This is a genomic window from Crossiella sp. SN42 (genome assembly GCF_023897065.1).
Classification (GTDB): domain Bacteria; phylum Actinomycetota; class Actinomycetes; order Mycobacteriales; family Pseudonocardiaceae; genus Crossiella.
Map to the genome: position 1 here is coordinate 192470 of NZ_JAMHIV010000009.1, position 21068 is coordinate 213537.

Annotated in this window: 19 protein-coding genes; 13 read left to right on the forward strand and 6 right to left on the reverse strand. The window is 72.0% G+C overall.

Translation table 11 applies throughout. The features are described from left to right. Position 1: 1 nt before the first annotated feature. Together M8C13_RS13225 and nadC are read left to right on the forward strand one after the other, a co-directional pair. Positions 2-1651 (forward strand): L-aspartate oxidase, encoded by a 1650-nt coding sequence (locus M8C13_RS13225; RefSeq protein WP_252480835.1) that lies wholly within the window; start codon positions 2-4, stop codon positions 1649-1651. A 56-nt stretch (positions 1652-1707) separates the two neighbouring features. Further along, a complete protein-coding gene (nadC, locus tag M8C13_RS13230) occupies positions 1708-2562 on the forward strand; it encodes a carboxylating nicotinate-nucleotide diphosphorylase (RefSeq protein ID WP_252480885.1) in 855 nt (284 codons plus the stop codon). A 61-nt stretch (positions 2563-2623) separates the two neighbouring features. On the opposite strand, the gene M8C13_RS13235 is transcribed toward nadC, so the two are convergent. Further along, positions 2624-3418, reverse strand: a complete 795-nt coding sequence (locus M8C13_RS13235; protein WP_252480836.1) for a carbon-nitrogen hydrolase family protein — start codon at positions 3416-3418, stop codon at positions 2624-2626. A gap of 82 nt (positions 3419-3500) precedes the next feature. Between M8C13_RS13235 and M8C13_RS13240 the strand changes: the two genes are divergently transcribed. After that, positions 3501-4127, forward strand: a complete 627-nt coding sequence (locus tag M8C13_RS13240; protein WP_252480837.1) for a GntR family transcriptional regulator — start codon at positions 3501-3503, stop codon at positions 4125-4127. Here the strand turns inward: M8C13_RS13240 and M8C13_RS13245 are convergent. After that, entirely contained in the window at positions 4081-5400 is a 1320-nt protein-coding gene (locus M8C13_RS13245; protein WP_252480838.1) for an MFS transporter, read from the reverse strand. The two genes, M8C13_RS13240 and M8C13_RS13245, sit on opposite strands and share 47 nt — an antisense overlap. Before the next feature lie 50 nt (positions 5401-5450). On the opposite strand from M8C13_RS13245, the gene M8C13_RS13250 reads away from it, so the two are divergent. The 7 genes from M8C13_RS13250 to M8C13_RS13280 are packed head-to-tail and all read left to right on the forward strand — an operon-like array spanning position 5451 to position 12475. Further along, on the forward strand, positions 5451-6137 hold the full coding sequence (locus M8C13_RS13250; RefSeq protein ID WP_252480839.1) for a DUF2848 domain-containing protein: 687 nt from the start codon (positions 5451-5453) through the stop codon (positions 6135-6137). A gap of 44 nt (positions 6138-6181) precedes the next feature. Continuing rightward, positions 6182-7780: an ABC transporter substrate-binding protein gene (locus M8C13_RS13255; protein WP_252480840.1), complete on the forward strand. Its 1599-nt coding sequence runs from the start codon at positions 6182-6184 to the stop codon at positions 7778-7780. Beyond that, positions 7777-8772, forward strand: coding sequence for an ABC transporter permease (locus tag M8C13_RS13260; RefSeq protein ID WP_252480841.1), 996 nt, complete (start codon positions 7777-7779; stop codon positions 8770-8772). Before M8C13_RS13255 ends, M8C13_RS13260 begins: the two co-directional genes overlap by 4 nt. Next, positions 8765-9673 carry an ABC transporter permease gene (locus M8C13_RS13265; RefSeq protein WP_252480842.1) on the forward strand — a complete coding sequence of 303 codons (909 nt, stop codon included), beginning with the start codon at positions 8765-8767 and terminating at the stop codon, positions 9671-9673. Before M8C13_RS13260 ends, M8C13_RS13265 begins: the two co-directional genes overlap by 8 nt. 20 nt (positions 9674-9693) lie before the next feature. Further along, on the forward strand, positions 9694-10650 hold the full coding sequence (locus tag M8C13_RS13270; RefSeq protein WP_252480886.1) for an ABC transporter ATP-binding protein: 957 nt from the start codon (positions 9694-9696) through the stop codon (positions 10648-10650). Continuing rightward, the gene (locus tag M8C13_RS13275) at positions 10644-11303 is read left to right on the forward strand and encodes an ABC transporter ATP-binding protein (protein WP_252480843.1); all 660 of its coding nucleotides are present in this window, start codon (positions 10644-10646) and stop codon (positions 11301-11303) included. Before M8C13_RS13270 ends, M8C13_RS13275 begins: the two co-directional genes overlap by 7 nt. Next, positions 11300-12475: an aminotransferase class V-fold PLP-dependent enzyme gene (locus tag M8C13_RS13280; RefSeq protein ID WP_252480844.1), complete on the forward strand. Its 1176-nt coding sequence runs from the start codon at positions 11300-11302 to the stop codon at positions 12473-12475. Before M8C13_RS13275 ends, M8C13_RS13280 begins: the two co-directional genes overlap by 4 nt. A 59-nt stretch (positions 12476-12534) precedes the next feature. Here M8C13_RS13280 and M8C13_RS13285 read toward each other — a convergent pair whose 3' ends face one another. From M8C13_RS13285 to M8C13_RS13300, 4 genes are all read right to left on the reverse strand, one after another. Continuing rightward, entirely contained in the window at positions 12535-13620 is a 1086-nt protein-coding gene (locus tag M8C13_RS13285) for a S1 family peptidase (protein WP_252480845.1), read from the reverse strand. A 280-nt stretch (positions 13621-13900) separates the two neighbouring features. Then, the gene (locus M8C13_RS13290; RefSeq protein WP_252480846.1) at positions 13901-15196 is read right to left on the reverse strand and encodes a M14 family metallopeptidase; all 1296 of its coding nucleotides are present in this window, start codon (positions 15194-15196) and stop codon (positions 13901-13903) included. An 85-nt stretch (positions 15197-15281) separates the two neighbouring features. After that, the gene (locus tag M8C13_RS13295; RefSeq protein WP_252480847.1) at positions 15282-16361 is read right to left on the reverse strand and encodes a M14 family metallopeptidase; all 1080 of its coding nucleotides are present in this window, start codon (positions 16359-16361) and stop codon (positions 15282-15284) included. Between the two features lie 102 nt (positions 16362-16463). Then, a complete protein-coding gene (locus tag M8C13_RS13300) occupies positions 16464-17780 on the reverse strand; it encodes a M14 family metallopeptidase (protein WP_252480848.1) in 1317 nt (438 codons plus the stop codon). A gap of 221 nt (positions 17781-18001) precedes the next feature. On the opposite strand from M8C13_RS13300, the gene hisD reads away from it, so the two are divergent. Genes hisD through hisB form a run of 3 tightly spaced genes read left to right on the forward strand, consistent with a single transcriptional unit; the run spans position 18002 to position 21035 of the window. After that, entirely contained in the window at positions 18002-19324 is a 1323-nt protein-coding gene (gene hisD / locus M8C13_RS13305) for a histidinol dehydrogenase (protein WP_252480849.1), read from the forward strand. Continuing rightward, positions 19321-20439 carry a histidinol-phosphate transaminase gene (locus M8C13_RS13310; RefSeq protein ID WP_252480850.1) on the forward strand — a complete coding sequence of 373 codons (1119 nt, stop codon included), beginning with the start codon at positions 19321-19323 and terminating at the stop codon, positions 20437-20439. The genes hisD and M8C13_RS13310 overlap by 4 nt, the downstream gene beginning before the upstream one ends. Continuing rightward, on the forward strand, positions 20436-21035 hold the full coding sequence (gene hisB, locus M8C13_RS13315) for an imidazoleglycerol-phosphate dehydratase HisB (RefSeq protein WP_252480851.1): 600 nt from the start codon (positions 20436-20438) through the stop codon (positions 21033-21035). The genes M8C13_RS13310 and hisB overlap by 4 nt, the downstream gene beginning before the upstream one ends. Positions 21036-21068: the final 33 nt, after the last annotated feature.

Consider the following 21068-nt stretch of genomic DNA (forward strand, 5'->3'; position numbering starts at 1 on the left):
GGTGCCGCGCTGGGAGGCTCGCGCCGACCTGGTCGTGGTCGGCACCGGCGTCGCCGGGCTGACCGCGGCGCTGCGGGCCACCGAGCTGGGCCTGCGGGTCCTGGTGGTCACCAAGGCGGCCGCCGAGGAGGGCAACACCAGGTGGGCCCAGGGCGGCATCGCCGTGGTGCTCGACGGCGAGCACGAGCCGGGGGACAGCGTCGGCAAGCACCTGGCGGACACCCTCACCGCGGGCGCCGGGCTGTGCGACGAGGTCGCCGCGCGGGCCATCCTCGCCGGTGGACCGGCCGCGGTGGGCAGGCTGCGCCGCCGCGGCGCGATCTTCGACGCCAAGCCCGACGGCAGGCTGGCGCGCACCAGGGAGGGCGGGCACTCCGCGTACCGGGTGGTGCACGCCGGCGGGGACGCCACCGGCGCGGAGGTCGAGCGCGCGCTGCTGGCCGGCGCCGCTGACGGCAGGCTGACCATCCTGGAACGGCACACCGCGGTGGACGTGCTGCGCGCCGAGCCGGTGCAGGTCGGGCCGCGGCCGGGCAGCGCGGTCAGCGGGCTGCTGGTGCTGGACGAGACCGGGAACCTCGGTGTGCTGGCGGCGCCCGCCGTGCTGCTGGCCACCGGCGGCCTCGGCCAGCTCTACGCCGCCACCAGCAACCCCGAGGTGGCCACCGCGGATGGGCTCGCGCTCGCGCTGCGTGCCGGCGCCACCGCGGCCGACCTGGAGTTCACCCAGTTCCACCCCACCGTGCTCTACACCGGCTCCGGCGCGCGCGGTCGCAGGCCGCTGGTCACCGAGGCGGTGCGCGGCGAGGGCGCGGTGCTGATCGACGGCGACGGCGCGCGGGTGATGGCCGGGGTGCACCCGCTGGCCGACCTCGCGCCCAGGGACGTGGTGGCCGCGGCGATCACCCGGCGGATGAACGCCACCGGTGTGCGCAACGTGTACCTGGATGCCACCGGGCTGGGCCCGGACACCCTCGGGGTGCCGTTCGCCCAGCGGTTCCCGAGCGTGCACGCGGCCTGCGTGGCGGCCGGCATCGACCCGGCGGTCGACCCGATCCCGGTCGCGCCCGCCTGCCACTACGCCTGCGGAGGTGTCATGTCCACCGTGGACGGGCGCACCGCGGTCACCGGGTTGTACGTGGTCGGCGAGGTCGCCCGCACCGGCCTGCACGGCGCGAACCGGCTGGCCTCCAACAGCCTGCTGGAGGGCCTGGTCGGCGGCGAGCGGGTGGCCGAGGCGGTCGCGCTGGACCTGGGCACCGGACTGGCCGACGGGCACCGGGTGCCGGTGCGGATCGCCGCGCCGGTGGCCAGGATCGCCGACCGGGACACCGTGCAGCTGACCATGAGCAGGCACGCCGGAGTCGGCCGCAGCGCGCAGGGCCTGGCCGAGGCGGCCGGGACGATCGGCGCGGCGAGCGTGGAGGCGCCGCTGCGCAGCCGGGCGGAGGTCGAGGACGCGGCGCTCACCCTGGCCGCGGCGGTGCTGCTGGACAGCGCCGCGGCGCGGACCGAGACGCGGGGCTGCCACGTCCGCGAGGATTATCCGGCCACCGACGACCTGGGCTGGCGGCGCAGCATCGCCGTCCGGCTCGGCGCCGACGGCAGGCCGGAGCTGATGCGGTGGACCGCGATGGGAGGTGCGGCGTGAGAGCCGTTGGCGGGGTCGAGTACTGGCGCAGCTGTTCACACCGGGTCTCGGCCAAGCTGGGCCGGGCCGGGCTGGACGTGGACGACGTGCAGCGGGTGATCAGCCTGGCCCTGGGCGAGGACCTACGGTACGGCCCGGACGCGACCACGGACGCGACCGTGCCCCGGGAGGCGGTCGCCGAGGCCGACCTGAACCCGCGCAAGGGCGGGGTGCTGGCCGGCGGGGTGGTCGCGCTCGCGGTGTTCGACACGGTGATCGGCGCGGAGAACTACGAGGTGCTGGAGCTGCGCAAGGACGGGGAGAAGCTGTCGCCGGGGGAGAGCGCGCTGCGGCTGCGCGGCCCGGTGCGCGGGCTGCTCACCGCCGAGCGGACCGCGTTGAACCTGGTCTGCCACCTCTCCGGGGTGGCCACCGCGACCGCGGCCTGGGTGGACGCGGTCAACGGCACCGGCTGCGTGGTGCGGGACAGCCGCAAGACCCTGCCCGGCCTGCGGCTGCTGCAGAAGTACGCGGTGCGCTGCGGCGGCGGGGAGAACCACCGGCTGGGCCTGGGCGACGCGGTGCTGATCAAGGACAACCACGTGGTCGCCGCCGGTGGCGTGGTGGAGGCGCTGAAGCTGGCCCGCCAGCACGCGCCGCACCTGCCCTGCGAGGTGGAGGTGACCTCGCTGGAGGAGCTGGACCTGGTGCTCGGTGAGGAGGCCTCGCTGGTGCTGCTGGACAACTTCACCCCTGAGCAGTGCGCCGAGGCGGTGCGCAGGGCGGCCGGGACCGCGACGAAGCTGGAGGCCTCCGGCGGGCTGACGCTGGAGGTGGCCAGGCGGTACGCCGAGACCGGGGTGGACTACCTGGCGGTGGGCGGGCTCACGCACTCCTCGCCCGCGCTGGACCTGGGGCTTGACCTGCGCTGAGCGGAGGTTGAAGGGGCGTCTTCCGGGGGAGGACGCCCCTTCGCTGTGTCCGGTCGCGGCGTCAGAGCCTGCGGTTCTCCAGCACCGGGATGGCCTCGCGGGCCTGTTCGGTGACGAACGGGTCGATGCTGACCACCAGCACCTCCGGCTCCGCGCCCAGCGCGGCCTGCACCCGGCCGAAGGGGTCCACCACCGCGCTGTAGCCGACGCCGGTGGGGGCGTTGCCGCTGGTCTCGATGCCCGCGCTGGCCGGGTCGGCCTGGCCGCAGGCGACCACCCAGGTGGTGGAGTCCAGGGCGCGGGCCCTGGTCAGCAGCTCCCACTGCTCGCGCTTGCCCTCGCCCGCGCCCCAGGAGGCGGCGGTGATGATGACGCTGGCGCCGTTGTCGGCCAGGGCGCGGTAGAGCTCGGGGAAGCGGACGTCGTAGCAGGTGGTCATGCCGACGGTGACCCCGCCGATCTCGATCGCCACCAGGTCGTCGCCCGGCGCGACCGTCTTGGACTCGGTGAAGCCGAAGGCGTCGAACAGGTGGATCTTGTTGTAGCCCACCGGGTCGTCGCCGCCGGTGACCAGCAGCGTGTTGTACACCCGGCCGTCCGGCGCGGGGGTGAACATGCCGGCCACCACCAGCACCCCGGCCTCCTTGGCCAGCCTGCCGACCGCGGTGCCCCAGGGGCCGTCCACCGGCTCGGCGACCTCGGTCAGCTTCGGGCCGCCGAAGCAGGCCATCGTGGCCTCGGGGAAGACCACCAGCTCGGCGCCCTGGTCCGCGGCCAGGCTGATGCCCTCCCGAACCAGTTCCAGGTTCTGGGCGGGGTGGGCGCCCGACACGATCTGACACAGGCCGATTCGCACTCTGGTCCTCCTTGACTCCTCGGCAAGCTGGCCCACACAGTGTGACCTACTTGTATACTTCCAGTATGCAAGGGGGTGTCCGATGGCCAGTGGCCGTGACCGCGCCTACGAGTTCCTGAAGGACACGGTCCTGGGTGATCCGGCCATGCAGGGACAGTTCATCAACGAGCAGGAGCTCGCTGACCGTATCGGTGTGTCGCGCACGCCCATCCGCGAGGCACTGCTCATGCTCGCCGCCGAGGACCTGCTGCGCCTGGTGCCGAAGAAGGGCGCCTACATCCCGGCCATGACCATGCGGGAGATCAAGGAGCTGATGGAGCTCCGCGAACTGCTGGAACGGCATGCCGCCGAACGCGTGCTGACCGGCGACCGGAGCGCGCTGAACGAGATGGCCGAGGCGCTCGAAGCCCAGCGCGGGCTGCTCACCAGCGAGGACTCCCGCAGTTTCATCGAGTGGGATCGGCGCTTCCACGCCGCGCTGGTCTCGGCCACCGGGAACCAGTTGCTGGTGCGGGTCTACGACGGGTTGCGGGCCAGGCAGGTCACCGTCGGGGTGGCCGCGCTGGGCCGGGCGGCCGGGCGGCGGGAGGCGGTGCTGGCCGAGCACGAGCTGATCCTCAACTCCCTGGCCGAGGGGGACGGGCTGGCCGCCTCGCTGGCCATCACGACGCATCTCCAGGCGACGCTGAAGGTGCTGCTGGCCGGCTGAGCAGCCGCTCGGCCGGGTCGGGGTTCCGGCCCAGGGCCAGGCCGAGCAGGCTGATCACGCCGGTCACCGCGAGGTAGGCGGCCAGCGCCGGCCAGTCACGGAACTCCGCCAGCAGGTAGGTGAACAGCAGCGGGGCGACCGCGCCGCCGATCACCCCGGCCAGGGTGTAGGCCAGTGAGCTGCCGGTGTACCGCAGCCTGGGGGTGAACTGCTCGGCGATGAAGGCCGCCTGCGGGCCGAACAGGGCGGAGTGGATCACCAGGCCGCCCAGCACGCCGAGGATGAGCAGCGGCAGCGAGCGGGCCTGCGCCAGCGGGAAGAACACCAGTGGCCAGGCCATCGCGGCGAGGGTGGCCACGGCCAGCATCCGGCGGCGGCCCCAGCGGTCGGACAGCGCGCCGGCCAGCGGGATCAGGAAGACCTGCCCGGCCGAGCCGATCAGCACCGCGGCCAGCGCCCAGCCGCGCGGCACGCCCAGCTCCTGGGTGGCATAGGTCAGCACGAACACCGCGAACAGCGCGTAGAGCACGTCGGGGCAGACCCGGCAGAGCACCGCGGCGATGAGTTGGCGGCGCTGGGTGGTGAACACCTCGGTGATCGGCGCGGTGGGACGCTCGCCGTGCTCGGCGATGGCCTGGAAGACCGGGGTCTCCTCCAGCCTGGCCCTGATCCACAGGCCGAAGATGACCAGCACCGCCGACAGCAGGAAGGCCACCCGCCAGCCCCAGGCCAGGAAGTCCTCGGCGCTCAGCGCCACGCCGAGCAGCGCGATCACGCCGTTGGCCAGCAGGGTGCCCAGCGGCGGGCCGACCTGGGCGGCCGAGGCCCAGAAGCCGCGGCGGGCCGGGTCGCCGAACTCGCTGGAGAGCAGCACCGCGCCGCCCCACTCCCCGCCGAGGCCGACGCCCTGGGCGAAGCGCAGCAGCACCAGTAGCACCGCGGCGGTGACCCCGATGTCCTCGTGGGTGGGCAGCAGGCCGATCACGAAGGTGGATACCCCGGTGATCAACAGGGTGGTGACCAGCACCTTCTTCCGGCCGATCAGATCGCCGAGGCGGCCGAAGACGAACCCGCCCAGCGGCCGGGACAGGTAGCCGACGGCGTAGGTGGAGAACGCCAGCAGGGTGCCGGCGAGGGGGTCGTGGCTGGGGAAGAACAGCGTGCCGAAGACCAGGGCGGCACTGGAGGAGTAGATGGCGAAGTCGTACCACTCCAGTGCGGTGCCGCTCAGGCTCGCGGTGAACGCCCGGATCAGGGATCGCTGGTTATGCATGCCTTATACTTGCTGTATACAAGACGTATGCGCAAGAGTGGAGAGTGCCGATGACCCCACTGAGCTTCGAGCTGCCCGGCGGCGAGACCGTCCAGGTCACCGTGCGCACGCTGCTCAACGCCGGGTACGCCGGGCGTGGCCAGGAGGAGGTGGCCGCGCACGTGGCCGAGCTGGCCGAGCTGGGTGTGCCCGCGCCCAGCGTCACCCCCAGCCTCTACCCGGTCGCGCCCTACCTGGCCATGCAGACCGAGGAGGTGCCGGTGCAGCACGGGCGCACCTCGGGGGAGGCCGAGTGGGCGCTGGTGATCACCGAGGCCGGCGTGCTGCTGACCGCGGCCTGCGACCACACCGACCGCGCGCTGGAGGTGCACGGCGTGGCCTGGAGCAAGCAGGCCGGCCCGGACGTGCTCGCCCGGCAGGCCTGGCGGCTGGCCGAGGTGGACGACCGGATCGACCGGTTCACCCTGACCGCCTGGGTCACCGGCGCGGACGGCCGGGAGCGGCTCATCCAGCAGGGCGGCCTCGCTGACCTGCTCTCGCCGCGGTACTGGCTGGCGCGGCTGCGAGCGGACGGGCTGGCCGAGCCGGGCACCGTGCTGCTCTCCGGCACCATCCCGATGAAGCCGGGGGTGGATCAGTTCGCCGCCGCCTGGCGGGTGGAGCTGGGTGACCCGGACACCGGGGCGCGGGTTTCCTGCGGGTACACGGTTCGCCGCCTGCCCGCGCCGGTCGGCTGAACCAGGGGTGCTGTTGCCAGAGATTGGCAGCTAGGGTCTCCGGCGTGAAGCGCCGACAGGTTGCCCTCCTGCTGCCCGCCATGATCGCATCCGTCGCGGTCGCCGCCGCCTGCACCACGCCGACGGCGGCGCCCGACCGCAAGGCGGGCACGGACCGCACCGCGATGACCCTCGCCGACGGCTACGAGCCGGAGAGCCTCAACCCGCTGCTCGGCTACGGCGAGGAGGGCGTGTCCAAGATCTTCGACGGACTGGTCGAGCACCAGGCCGACCGGTCGGTGCGCCCGCTGCTGGCCGCCGACCTGCCCAAGCCCGCGCCGGACGGCAAGTCCTGGACGGTGAAGCTGCGCACCGGGGTCAAGTTCCACGACGGCAGCCCGTTCAACGCCGAGGACGTGGTGGCCACCTACCGCGCGCTGCTCGACCCGGCCTACGCCTCCACGGTGAAGTCCTCCTTCGGCATGCTCACCGGCGTCACCCAGGTCGATCCGGAGACGGTGCGCTTCGACCTCGCCTACCCGTACACGCCGTTCGCGCACAAGCTGGTGCTGGGCATCCTGCCGAACGAGGCGCTGGCCCAGCCCGGCCCGCTGGCGAAGAGCCCCTTCGGCGCCAAGCCGGTCGGCACCGGCCCGTACAAGCTGGAGGAGTGGCGCAAGGGCGAGAAGATGGTGCTGGCGGCCAACGACGGCTACTTCGAGAAGGTGCCGAAGGTCCGCAAGGTCACCGTGGTCTTCGCCACCGACGACAACGCGCGCGCCCAGCGGATGAAGGCCGGTGAGTTCGACGGCACCTCGCTGCCGCCCGCGCTGGCCAAGACCTTCGAGGGCAACGGCTACCGGCAGATCACCCACCGCAGCGCGGACTATCGCACGGTCACCATGCCGATGGCCAACCCGGTCACCGCGGACAAGGGCCTGCGGCTGGCGCTCAACCACGCGGTGGACCGCCAGGGCATGATCAACGCCTTCCTCGCGGGCAAGGGCGCGCCCGCCTCCACCCCGATCCCGCAGGCGCTGCCGGAGTTCGTGGAGCCCGCCGCGCAGTTCCGGTTCGACCGGGCCGAGGCCGAGCGCATCCTGGACCAGACCGGCTGGGCCAAGCGGGACAACGGGATCCGCGCCCGCGGCGACCTGGCGGCCAGCTTCACGCTGATGTACCCGGTCGGCGACGCGGTGCGCAAGGACTTCGCGCAGGCCTTCGCCTCCGACGCCAAGGCGGTCGGCGTGGAGGTCAAGCTGGAGGGCCTGGGCTGGGAGGCGATCGAACCGCGGATGGGCAAGGACGCGCTGGTGCTCGGCGGCGGCAACCCGTTCGACCCCGACCTGAAGTCCTACCCGCTGCTGCACTCCAGCTTCGGCGGCGACGGCTTCAACAACCCCGGCCGCTACTCGAACCCGGCGGTGGACCACGCCCTGGAGGCCGGACGGCGGGAGGCCGACCCGGCGCAGCGGGTGGCGCAGTACCGGGAGTTCCAGCGCGCCTACGCCGCCGACCCCGGCATGGTGTTCCTGGCCTTCCTGGACCACACCTACGTGATGCGCGACGGCTGGAGCGGCTACCAGGAGGTCGTCGACCCGCACACGCACGGCCTCACCTGGGGCCCGTGGTGGAACCTCCAGGACTGGACCCCGCAGGGGTGAGCGCCGGCGCGCCCAGCCGGGCCCGGGCCATCGGGCTGCTCGCCTTGCGCCGCTTGGCGTTCGCGGTCCCGGTGCTGCTGGTGGTGGCGGTCGCGGTGTTCCTGCTGGGCGCCGCCTCCCCGTTCGACCCGGTGTACCAGTACTACGGAGTGCAGATCTTCAGCGCCAGCGCCGAGGACGTGGCCAGAGCGCGGACCGAACTCGGCCTCGACGACTCGGTGTTCGTCCAATTTGGACGGTGGGCGGGCACGCTGCTGACCGGAGAACTCGGTGACAGCCGGTCGTTCCGGCAGCCGGTGGCGCAGGTGATCGCCGAACGGCTGCCCTGGACCCTGCTGCTGGTCACCGTCGGCCTGTTGCTCGCGGTGCTGATCGCGCTGGTGCTCGGCGTGCTCGCGGCCTGGCGGCAGGGCGGCTGGCTGGACCGGGTGGTCACCGCCACCGGCCATGCGCTGGAAGGGATTCCGCCGTTTGTGCTCGGCCTGGTCGCGGTGGCGGTGTTCACCCTCGGGCTGGGCTGGCTGCCCGGCGGCGGGCTGACCGACGCGGGCGAGACGGCGGGTTTTGCGCAGGTGGCCACGCACCTGGTGCTGCCCGCGGTGGTGCTCGGGGTGTCGCAGTCGCCGTGGCTGATCCTGCACGTCCGGCAGTCCCTGCTGACCGTGCTGGCCGAGGACCACGTGACCGGCGCGCGGGCCCGTGGGCTCGGTGAGCCGATGGTGGTGCTGCGGCACGCGTTGCCCACCGCGCTGCTGCCGTTCGTGACACTGCTCGGCGCGCGGGTGCCGGAGCTGGTGACCGGGGCGGTGCTGGTGGAGGAAGTGTTCTCCTGGCCCGGTGTGGCCGGCGCGGTGGTGAAGTCGGCGCTGGCGGTGGACTTCCCGCTGCTGGTGGCGCTGTCGCTGCTGGCGACCGCGGCCGTGCTGCTGGGTTCGCTGCTGGCCGATGTGGCCGCGGCGCTGCTGGATCCGAGGGTGGCCACCGATGGTTGACACAGCGGCGCCCGCGCGCGCCTGGCGGTCCGCGGCCAGGAAACGGGCCGGCACACCGCGCGGCAAGGGCGCGGCGGGGCGGGCCCGGCTGCGGTTGTGGCTGGGCATCGGCACGCTGGTCGCGCTGGTGCTGGGCGCGATCCTGTTGCCCTGGCTGGGCGGGCTGGACGAGTCCCTTGTGGACTACCGGGCGATCCGGCTGGCCCCGAGCCTGGAGCATCCCTTCGGCACCGACGGCGGTGGGCGGGACCTGTTGCTGCGGACCTTCGCGGGGCTGCGGGTCTCGCTGCTGGTGGCCGCGCTGTGCGCGGTGCTGTCCACGGTGCTCGGGGTGCTGGTCGGCGGGCTGTCCGGGCTGGTCGGCGGCTGGACCGACCGGCTGCTGATGCGGCTGGTGGACACGGTGAACGCGGTGCCGCACCTGTTGCTGGGCATCGTGATCGTCGCGCTGTACCGGGGCAGCCTGACCGCGGTGGTGGCCTCGATCGCGCTGACGCACTGGACCACGGTGGCGCGGATCGTGCGGGCCGAGGTGTTGTCGTTGCGGCAGCGGCCCTTCGTGGACGCGGCGGTCTCCGGCGGGTCCTCGCGGTGGCGGGTGCTGCGGCGACACCTGCTGCCCGCGGTGGTGCCGCAGGCCGCGGTGTCCGCGGTGCTGCTGCTGCCGCACGCGGTGTGGCACGAGACCGCGCTGAGCTTCCTCGGCCTCGGGCTGCCGCCGCACCTGGCCAGCATCGGGAACATCCTCACCGAGGGCAGGCAGGCCGTGTTGCTGGGCGCGTGGTGGATCGTGGCGCTGCCCTCGGTGGTGCTGGTGGTGGCCACGCTGGCGGTGTCCGGGGTGGCGGCGGTGTGGCGGGACCGGCTGGTGCCGCGGCGGCGATCGGAGCTGGCGCTGTGATGACTGGAGCTGGCGCGGTGATGGTCGGAAGCGAGTTCTTGCTGGACGTGCGTGAGTTGTCCGTGCGGTTCCGGCTGGGCCGGGGGCGGCCGGAGGTGCACGCGGTCACCGACGTCTCCTTCAGCCTGGCTCCCGGCGAGCTGCTCGGGCTGGTGGGGGAGAGCGGGTGTGGCAAGTCGGTGCTGGCGGCCGCGCTGCTGGGACTGTTGCCCGCCAACGCGCGGCTGTGCGGCGAGGCGGTGCTGAACGCGCCGGGAGACGAGCCGGTCGAGTTGCTGGGCGCGCCGGAAAGCGTGCTCTCGCAACGGGTTCGGGGACGGCTGGTCGGGCTGGTGCCGCAGTCGGCCGCGGCGCACCTGACGCCGGTGCGGACCGCCGGGGCGCAGCTGGTGGAGGCGGTGCGGGTGCTGCGGCCGGCGGAGAGGGATCCGGCGGCGGTCGCGGAGGCGCTGGCCGAGCGGGTCGGGCTGAATCCGGTGTTCCTCAAGCGGTATCCGCACGAGCTCTCCGGCGGCACGGCGCAGCGGGTGGCGGTGGCCCTGGCGCTGGCCGGGGACCCGCCGGTGGTGCTGGCCGATGAGCCGACCGCGGGGCTGGACCGGCCGCTGGTGGAGCGGACCGTGGACCTGTTGGCCGACCTGGCGCGGGAGGGCAGGGCGGTGCTGCTGATCACGCACGACCTGGCCGCGGCCAGCCGGGTGGCCACTGACCTGGCGGTGATGTACGCGAGCAGGCTGGTGGAGCGCGGCCCGGCGGCGAAGCTGTTCGACACGCCGTGGCACCCCTACACCGAAGGCCTGCTCGGCGCGTTGCCCACCGGCGGTTTCCGGGCCATTCCAGGACATCCGCCGGAGCTGACCGCGCTACCCGAGGGCTGCGCGTTCCGGCCGCGCTGCCCGGTCGCCGAGGACTGTGGCGGGGATCCGGCGCTGGTGCGGCACGGGGACCGCTACGTCGCGTGCAGGCAGCCGTGCTGAGCGGGACCGGCCTGGTCGCCGGATACCGCAAGGGATTGCCCGTGCTGTCCAATGTGGACATCCAGGTGGCGCGCGGGGAGGTGGTCGGGCTGGCCGGGCCGAGCGGGTGCGGGAAGTCCACGCTGGCCAGGGTGCTGACGCTGCTGATGGCGCCGTGGGCGGGCGAGGTCAGGGTGGACGGTGAGTCGGCGCGCGGGTTCCGGCACGCCGCGCCGCGGGCGCAGCGGACCGCGATCGGGGTGGTCTTCCAGCAGCCCCGGCTCAGCGTGGACCCCCGGTTCACCTTGCAGGAGGTCGTGGCCGAACCCTTGCTGGCCAACCGGAAACGGGCGGTGGCGCAGCGGGTGGCCGAGCTGGTCGAGCAGGTCGGGCTCACCGGCGAGCTGCTGCGGCGGCGGCCGCACGAGGTCAGTGACGGGCAGCTGCAACGGGCCTGCCTGGCCAGGGCGCTCGCGCTGGAACCGCGCTACCTGGTCTGCGATGAGATGACCGCGATGCTGGACGCCTCCACCACCGCCGCGCTGGTCGGCGTGGTGGCCGAGCACAGCAACTCCACCGGCACCGGGGTGCTGGCCATCAGCCACGACGAACCGCTGCTCTCGGTGTGGGCGGACCGGGTCGTGCGCTGGCGAAACGACGGGGAGGAACCATGATCGATCTCGACCGGGTCCGCGCGGACACACCGGGCTGCCAGGAACAGGTCTTCCTGGACAGCGCCGGATCCTCGCTGCCGCCGGAACCCGTGCTGGCCGAGGTTGTTGGCCACCTCAGGCGGGAGGCGGAGGTCGGCGGCTACCGGGCCGAGGCCGAACGCGCCGAGGACCTGGCGGCCGGGTACCAGGTGGCCGCGGACTTCTTCGGTTGCGCGCCAACGGATGTCGCCTTCACCGACAGCGCCACCCGGTCCTGGCTGCTGGGCATGTCCGCGGTGCCGCTGGCCGCCGGGGACCGGATCCTGGTCAGCCAGGTGGAGTACGGCAGCAACGCGATCGCGCTGATGCAGCGGGCGCAGGAGTGCGGCGCCACCGTGGAGCTGGTGCCCAGCGCCGAGGACGGCTCGATCTCGGTGCCCGCGCTGACCGCGATGCTGGACGAGCGGGTCAAGCTGGTCTCGGTGGTGCACATGCCCACCAACGGCGGACTGGTCAACCCGGCCAAGGAGATCATCGACGCCGCGCACCAGGTCGGCGCGATCGCCCTGCTGGACGCCTGCCAGACCGCGGGCCAGCGGCGGGTGCGGCTGGACGAGCTGGGCGCGGACCTGATCTCGGTCACCGGCCGCAAGTGGCTGCGCGGACCGCGCGGTACCGGCCTGCTGGTGGTCAACCCCGTTGCCGCGCCACGACTCCGGCCGCCGCTGGTGGACCAGCACTCGGCGGACTGGACCGGGCTCGGGGAGTGGACGCTGCGCCAGGACGCGCGGGTGCACGAGCTGTGGGAGTCCTCCATCGCCGACCGGCTGGGCCTGATCGCCGCGCTGCGCTACGCCGGGGAGCTGGGCATCGACGAGATCCAGGCCGCGGTGGTGGCGCGCGCGGACTTCCTGCGCGCCGAGCTGTCCGCGCTGCCCGGGGTCACCGTGCACGACCTGGGCACCGAACGCGGCGGGATCGTCACCTTCACGGTCGCGGGCGTGGACGGCGAGGAGGTGAAGAAGGCGTTGGTGGACAAGAACATCACCCTGTCCGTGGGCGGCACCACCGGCGCGCTGCTGGACATGACCGCGCGCGGGCTCGCCCAGGTGGTCCGGGCCTCGCCGCACTACTTCGTCAGCCAGCAGCAGCTGGTCCGGTTCGTGGCCGCGGTCGCCGAGATCGCCGCCTGAACAGGCCGCAGGGCCACTGTCCGAAATGGACGGTGGCCCTGCGGTTGGAGCGGGTTACCTCAGCTGGTGACCAGGCGCAGGCCGTACGCGCCCAGGATCTCGTTGACCGGCTGGAAGTAGATGATGCCCGCGGCCAGGTCGCCACCGGAGGTGACACCCTGGGCCTGGTTGCCGGAGATGAACGACCCACCGGAGTCACCGCGGTCGGCGCGGGCGTTGGTGCGGGTCAGCCCGGTCACCGCGCCCTGCTGGTAGTTCACCGTCTGGTTCTTGGCCTGCACGCTGCCGCAGGTCCAGCTGGTGGTGGAGCCCGACTTGCAGATCGAGGCGCCCACCGCGGCCTCCGTGGAGCCCGCGACCCGGACGGTGCCGCCGCTGTAGTTGTTCACCACACCGCGCGGGGTCCAGTTCGAGTTCACCGCGACCCAGGCGTAGTCGTTGCCGGGGAAGGAGGAACCGCGGAAGGTGCCCTGCGCGACCTGGTTGAAGCCCTGGGTCGCGGTGCCGGTCCGGCCGCAGTGCCCGGCGGTGACGAAGCCGCCCTGCACCGAGAAGCCGACCGAGCAACGGCCGCCCATGTAGTAGGCGTCGCCACCGCGCACGTCGTAGAGCGGCTCGTTCTTCGAGGCGGCCTCGACCACGGAGACCGCGCCGCGGTCCACCCCGGTCTTGGCCACGAACTCAGCGGCCTTGGCGGCCTGGCCCGGCTGCACGTTGACCACGACGCGGTTGTTCTCCACGTCGACGTACCAGCCGGAGACGTCCGAGGGCGCCTTGTCCTGGTTGAGCCGCGAGACCACCGAGTCGAGCTTGGACGCGCTGTGCGCCACGAACTTCGGCTCGGCGCCGGCCGCGCGGACCTCGGCGGCCTTGGCCGTGTCGGTCACACCGACGACCAGCTTCGCCTGGCCGGCCACGAAGTGCGCGCCACCGAAGGACTCGCCCAGCGCGGTGCGCAGGCTCTGCTCGACCGTGCTCGCCTTGGTCTCGGCGGCGGCCCGCTGCATCGCCTGGTCGGCGGTCAGGCCCAGGTCGCGCTGCATGGCCTCCAGCATCCCCTGGTTCATCAGGGGAGTGGACTCGGCGGCGGCCGGCAGGGTGGCCGCCACGGTCGCACCGACCGCGAGCGCGAGTGCGGAGGTCACGATTTTTGTGCGTGCGTTCATCATCAGGGTTTCTCCAGTGCAGTGGTTACAGGGGGACCACGCTGGACAACCGGCGGAGAAGAGCTGGCTGTTGTCCGTGAGATGAACGTTATGGACCGCACCACAAACGTTGGCACCTCCGATGGTATTGGTGCCGCAGCAGTATTGAAGGCTGGCATTCAGTTTAAAGGAGAACTTTCGGACGAAAGCCGGTAAAAGGGAAGAACCCCCGGTCGCCGGAGGACGGTGGCGACCAGGGGTTCAGCTGGGCAGACTCGTCTCAGCAGGTCTTGCCGATCACCCGCGGCACACAGTCCGCATAGGACAGCATGAGGTCCACCGCGCGGTCGTTGCGAGCAGTCTCACGATTGATCACGGTGTCGTTCGGGTAGAAGCCGCCGATGCCGGGGCCGCCGCCGTACATCTCGAAGGTGTAGGACCAGATCTTGTGCTGGCCCCACATCCAGTCGGTGATGTCGCCGTCGGTGACGTAGAGGTCGCTGCCCTGCTCCGGCTTGTAGTTGTTGGTCTGCGCCATCTGACGGCCCAGGGTCTGGAAGATCCGGGCCTCCTCGGCGTTGAGGCCGGGCGCGGTGTCGTCCTTGGTGTAGCCGAAGGGCCACAGCACCAGCTCGCCGTAGGTGTGGAAGTCGATGTTCGCGGTGATCTGCTGCTTGCCGCCGATCACCCTGGAGTTGACGAAGTTGCTCAGCGCGCGGGTCTCCGGCGCGGAGAAGGCCGAGGGGCCGCGGTAGGTCTCGCTGCTCGGCGAACCGCTGGAACCGCCGCAGCAGCCCCACTTGTAGGACCAGTTGCGGTTGGGGTCGGTGCCCTGGCCCTGCCGGTTCTTGCGCCAGCTGCGGAAGCTGCCGGAGGCGATGTCGTACTCCGAGCCGTCGGGGTTGACGCTGGGGATCACCCAGATCTCCCGCGTGTCCACCAGGTTCTTCACCGCCGGGTTGCTCGCGTAGTTGTCGGTGAGCCGGTTGATGATCTGCAGGCACTGCTCCACGGTGAGGTGCTCGCGGGCGTGCTGGTTGCAGTTGAACAGGACCTCGGGCTCGTTCTCGTCGGTGGCCACGTTGTCGCTGATCTTCACCATCCACAGGTCGCGGCCCTCGTGCGACTTGCCGATGCTGCTCACCCTGGCCAGCGCCGGGTGGTCGGTCTGCGCCTTGCGGATGTTCGCGGTCATCTCCGCGAAGTTGTGGTAGCCGGTGTAGCCCGACGGGAAGTCGGTGACGCCGAGGTCGCCGCTGCGCCCCGGGGTCAGCGCCTTCAGCTGCTCTTCAACCGTGCCCTGGGCGGTGAGGGTGAAGCCCTTGGCGCGCAACAGCTTTGCCTGTTCGGCGCTGGCCGCCACGGTCATCTTGCCGTGCTGGGCGGAGAGCACGTCCACCCCGGTGGCCGCGACCTCGGTGCGCGCGTCGCTGGTGTTCGCGCCGCCGATCTCGTAGACCACGTCACCGGGGGCAGCGGCCTCGGCGGCCGGTGCGCTGACCGAGCCGAGGGGGAGGAGCAGGGCGAGACCGGCGGCCGCGACCGCGGTCGCGACTCTGCGGCGGATCCGCAACATGGTGGCTCCGTTTCTGACAACTACGCAGGGGTGATTCGAGAGTGGGTGGGGGAAAACGGGGCGGCAACCCCTCGGAAGTAGGGGGTCAGCAGGTGCCGCCGACGATGCGCGGCACGCAGTCGGCATAGGTGAGGATGAGGTCGACCGCCTTGTCGTTGCGGGTGGTCTCCCGGCCGATCAGCTCATCCGGCGGGTAGAAGCCGTACTGGCCGCCGAACATCTCGAAGGTGAAGCTCCAGATCTTGTGCTGGCCCCACATCCAGTCCCTGATGCCGCCGTCGGTGATGTAGAGGTCGCTGGCCTGCTGCGGCTTGTAGCCGTTGCTGGCCGCCATCTGGGTGCCGAGCTCCTTGAACGCCTTGAGCTCCGCGGCGCTGAGGCCGGGCGCGGTGTCGTCCTTGGTGTAGCCGAAGGGCCACATGACGATCTCGCCGTAGGTGTGCCAGTCGATGTGCGCGGTGATCTGCTGCTTGCCGCCGATCACCCTGGAGTTGACGAAGTTGCCGACCGCCCTGGTCTCCGGCGCGGAGAAGGCCGCCGTGCCCCGGTAGGTGTCGCTGCCGGGTGAACCGCTGGAACCGCCGCAGCAGCCCCACTTGTAGCCCCAGTTGCGGTTGAGGTCGGTGCCGAAGCTGCCGCCGGCGTTGGGCTGGCGGTTCTTGCGCCAGCTGCGGTAGGAGCCGGTGGCGATGTCGTACTCGGCGCCGTCCGGGTTGACGTTGACCGCGACCCAGATCTCCCTGGTGTCCACGAAGTTCTTCACCGCGGGGTTGGTGGCGTAGTCGTCGGTGAGCCGGTTGATGATGCGCAGGCACATCTCCACGGTCAGGTGCTCGCGGGCGTGCTGGCTACAGGTGAACAGCACCTCGGGCTCGTTCTCGTCGGCGCCCGCGTTGTCGCTGATCTTCACCAGCCGCAGGTCCCGGTTCTCGTGGGACTTGCCGATCACGCTCAGCGCCACCAGGTTCGGGTGGTCGGCCCGCGCCTTGTTCAGCTCGGCGCCCTGCTCGGCGTAGTTGTGGTAGCCGGAGTCCGCGGGCGGGAAGTCCATGATCCCGGCGGTGGCGCCGGGCTGGGCGTTGGCGGACAACGGGATCAGCCCGCCGAGGGCGAGCGCGGCGCCGAGGGCGGCGGCGAGTCCTCTGCTGAGACGTCGGTGTGACATGTGGCCTCTTTGGTCGCAGGGTCGGGGAACAGGGTTGGGGTACGCCGAATCCGGCCGCCTGCCTCGTCGCAGGGCGGCCGGATCGGCGCGGGCACTACTGGGTCAGCAGGTCTTGCCGATCACGCGCGGCACGCAGTCGGCGTAGCTCAGCATGAGGTCGACCGCCTTGTCGTTGCGGCTGGTCTCCCTGGTGATCACCTCATCGGGTGGGTAGAAACCGCCACCCGCCGCCGAGCTCGGGTACAGCTCGAAGGTGTAGGACCAGATCTTGTGCCTGCCCCACATCCAGTCGATGATGCTGCCGTCGGTGATGTAGAGGTCGCTGGACTGCTGCGGCTTGTAGTTGTTGGTCGCGGCCATCTGCCGGCCCAGGGTCTGGAAGGTCCTGGCGTCGTCGGCGGTCAGGCCGGGACCGGTGTCCGCGGTGGTGTAGCCGTAGGGCCAGAGCACCAGCTCGGAGTAGGTGTGGAAGTCGATGTTGGCGGTGATCTGCTGCTTGCCGCCGACCACCCGCGAGTTCACGAAGTCCCGCAGTCGCGAGGTCTCCGGCGCGGAGAACGCCGAGGGGCCGCGGTAGGTCTCACTGCTGGTGCTGCCGCTGGAACCGCCGCAGCAGCCCCAGTTGTAGTCCCAGTTGCGGTTGAGGTCGGTGCCGGGGCCCTGCCGGTTCTTCCGCCAGGACCGGTAGCGGCCGGTGGCCACGTCGTACTCGGTGCCGTCGGGGTTGACGCTGGGGATCACCCAGATCTCCCGTGAGTCCACAAAGGACTTCAGCGCCGGGTCGGTGGTGTAGCCGTCGGTGAACCGGTTCACGATCCGCAGGCACATCTCCACGGTGAGGTGCTCGCGGGCGTGCTGGTTGCAGTTGAACAGCACCTCCGGCTCGTTCTCGTCCGTGGCCACGTTGTCGCTGATCTTGATCATCCACAGGTCGCGGCCTTCGTGCGACTTGCCGATGCTGCTCAGCTTGGCGATCGAGCCGTGGTCGGCCTCGGCCTTGCGCAGGTTCGCGGTGACCTCGGCGAAGTTGTGGTAAGCCGCGTCGGCCGGGGGGAAGTCGGCGATGCCCACATCGCCATGGCTGTGCCCGTGGTCCCCGTGGCCGCCTGCGGCCCGGAACTCCACCTCGAAGCCCTTGGCGCGCAGCGCGGCGGCCTCGGCCTCGCTGGCCCGGACGCTCATCACGTCCCCGTCGGCGCCGAGGACGTCGATGCCGGTCCGGGCCACCGCGCTGCGCAGTTCCGGGGTGCCGACCTTGTGCACCAGGTACACCGACCTGGCCTCGTGCGCGGCCTCGGCGGCCTTGGTGATCTCGGCGGGACTGGGGGTGGTCGCGCTGGTCGTCATCGGGGTCGCCAACACGAGCGCGGCGCAGGCGCCAAGTGCCGTCGCCAGCAGGGTGCGACGTCTGGTCAACATCGTGCCTCCGATCTTTGACGGAGCGTGATGAGACTTCAGCGTCGGGTAGTCAGGAGGTACGGACAACCCGCCCCTCGGCGGGATTGTTCACCAGTTTTCGCCGTTGACGAGCTTGCGGAGGACAGCCGGAGCCGTGATAACGCGCACCACCGCGGCGGGTCCGCGCGCGGACCGATTAGGCTGGGTACCTGCGTAAACCCTCTAGAACGCGAGGAACCCGAATGCTGCGCCGCACCGACCTGCGTGGTCGAGTCCCCTCCGCCGCCGAGCTGCGCGCCACGCTGCCGCGCGCCGAGGTCGACGTGGACGCGGTGCTGCATCAGGTCCGCCCGGTGGTGGAGGCGGTGCGCGCCCAGGGCGTGGCCGCCGCGCTGGAGTACACCGAGCGCTTCGACGGGGTCCGGCCGGAGGCGATCCGGGTGCCGGTGGCCAGGCTGGGCGAGGCCCTGACCGAGCTCGACCCCGCGGTGCGGGACGCGCTGGAGGAGTCGATCCGGCGGGCCACCCTGGTGCACGCCGACCAGCGGCGGGTGGACAAGACCACCCAGGTGGTGCCCGGCGGCACGGTCACCGAGCGCTGGGTGCCGGTGGCCAGGGTCGGGCTGTACGTGCCCGGCGGGCTGGCCGTCTACCCCTCCAGCGTGGTGATGAACGTGGTGCCCGCCCAGCAGGCCGGGGTGGAGTCGCTGGTGGTGTGCTCGCCGCCGCAGGCGGAGTTCGGCGGGCTGCCGCACCCGGCGATCCTGGCCGCCTGCGCGCTGCTCGGCGTCACCGAGGTGTGGGCCGTCGGCGGCGCCCAGGCGATCGCGCTGGCCGCCTACGGGGGCACCGACAACGACGGCTCCGAGCTGGCCCCGGTGGACCTGATCACCGGGCCGGGCAACGTGTACGTGACCGCGGCCAAGCGGCTGCTGCGCGGGCTGGTCGGCATCGACTCCGAGGCGGGCCCGACCGAGATCGCGGTGCTGGCCGATGAGACCGCGGACGCGGTCCACGTGGCCGCGGACCTGATCAGCCAGGCCGAGCACGACACCCTGGCCGCCAGCGTGCTGGTCACCACCTCGGCCGAGCTGGCCGACGCGGTGGACGCCGAACTGGTCAAGCAGGTGGAGTCGACCAAGCACACCGAGCGGATCCGCACCGCGCTGCACGGGCCGCAGTCCGGCTGCGTGCTGGTGTCCACTGTGGACGATGGCCTGCGGGTGGTGGACGCCTACGCGGCCGAGCACCTGGAGATCCAGACCGCGGACGCGGCGGCGGTGGCGGCGCGGGTGCGCAACGCCGGGGCGATCTTCGTCGGCGCGCACTCGCCGGTCTCCCTCGGCGACTACTGCGCCGGGTCCAACCACGTGCTGCCCACCGGCGGCTGCGCGCGGCACTCCTCCGGGCTGAGCGTGCAGACCTTCCTGCGCGGCATCCACGTCATCGACTACAGCGAGCAGGCCCTGCGCGAGGTGGCGGACCAGGTGGTCGCGCTGGCCAACGCCGAGGACCTGCCCGCGCACGGCCAGGCCGTCACCGCCCGCTTCGGCGGTGCCTCATGAGCGAGGTCATCGGCACCGGGGTGCGCCTGGACCAGCTGCCGCTGCGGGAGGACCTGCGCGGCCGCTCGCCCTACGGCGCGCCGCAGCTGGACGTGCCGGTCCGGCTCAACACCAACGAGAACCCGTACCCGCCGCCGCCCGAGCTGATCGAGGACGTGGCCAGGGCGACCCGCGCCGCGGCCGAGTCGCTGCACCGCTACCCGGACCGGGACGCCGTCGAGCTGCGCACCGCGCTCGCGGCGTACCTGAGCCGGGCCACCGGTGTTGCGCTGGGCACCGCGAACCTGTGGGCCGCCAACGGTTCCAACGAGATCCTGCAGCAGATCCTGCAGGCCTTCGGCGGGCCGGGGCGCACCGCGGTGGGCTTCGAGCCCTCGTACTCGATGCACCCGATCATCGCCGCGGGCACCCGCACCGAGTGGCTGACCACCCCGCGCCGCGCCGACTTCACCCTCGACGCCGAAGCCGCCGCGGCGACCATCGCGCAGCGGCAGCCGGACGTGGTTTTCCTGACCAGCCCCAACAATCCCACCGGCGGTTCCATCCCCGCTGCGGACCTGCGGCGGCTGATCGAGGCCGCGCCGGGGATCGTGGTGGTGGACGAGGCCTACGCCGAGTTCTCCGCGCGGGAGAGCGCGATCGGGCTGCTCGGCGAGTTCGGCGGCAAGCTCATCGTCTCCCGCACCATGAGCAAGGCCTTCGCCTTCGCCGGCGGCCGCCTCGGCTACCTGGCCGCCGCGCCCGCCGTGGTGGACGCGCTGCTGCTGGTCCGCCTGCCCTACCACCTCTCCGCGCTCACCCAGGCCGCCGCCACCGCCGCGCTGCGGCACGCCGAGGGCACCCTGGCCTCGGTGCACAAGCTCATCGCCGAACGCGAGCGGGTGGTGGAGGCGTTGTCCGGCATGGGTTTCCGGGTGGTGCCCAGCGACGCCAACTTCGTCCTCTTCGGACAGTTCGCCGACGCGCCCGCGGTGTGGAAGTCCTATTTGGACCGTGGCGTGCTGATCAGGGACGTGGGCATCGCCGGGCACCTGCGGGTGACCATCGGCACGCCCGCGGAGAACGACGCCTTCCTCGCCGCGAGCAAGGAGATCAGTGTGGAGGCCAGCCAGTGAACCGGATCGCCAAGGTCGAGCGGACCACCAAGGAGTCCTCGATCGTCGTCGAGCTGGACCTCGACGGAGCGGGCAAGGTCGACATCGACACCGGTGTGCCCTTCTACGACCACATGCTGCACGCGCTCGGCTCGCACGCCGCCTTCGACCTGACCGTGCGCGCCACCGGTGACACCCACATCGACGCCCACCACACCGTCGAGGACACCGCCATCGTGCTCGGCCAGGCCCTGCGCCAGGCCATCGGCGACGCCGCCGGGGTCCGCCGCTTCGGCGACGCCTGGATCCCGATGGACGAGACCCTGGCGCACGCCGCCATCGACCTGTCCGGCCGGCCCTACTGCGTGCACACCGGCGAACCGGAGCTGCTGACCGGGTTCACCGTGGGCGGCAACTACCCGACCGTGCTGAACCGGCACGTGTTCGAGTCGCTGGCCTTCCACGCCCGGATCGCCTTGCACGTCCGGGTGATCCACGGCCGCGACCCGCACCACATCACCGAAGCCCAGTACAAGGCCATCGCCAGGGCACTGCGCGCCGCGGTCGAGCCCGACCCGCGGATCTCCGGTATTCCCTCCACGAAGGGCGTGCTGTAACGCGCTTCGGTACCCTGCTGGTCGTTTGCCCGA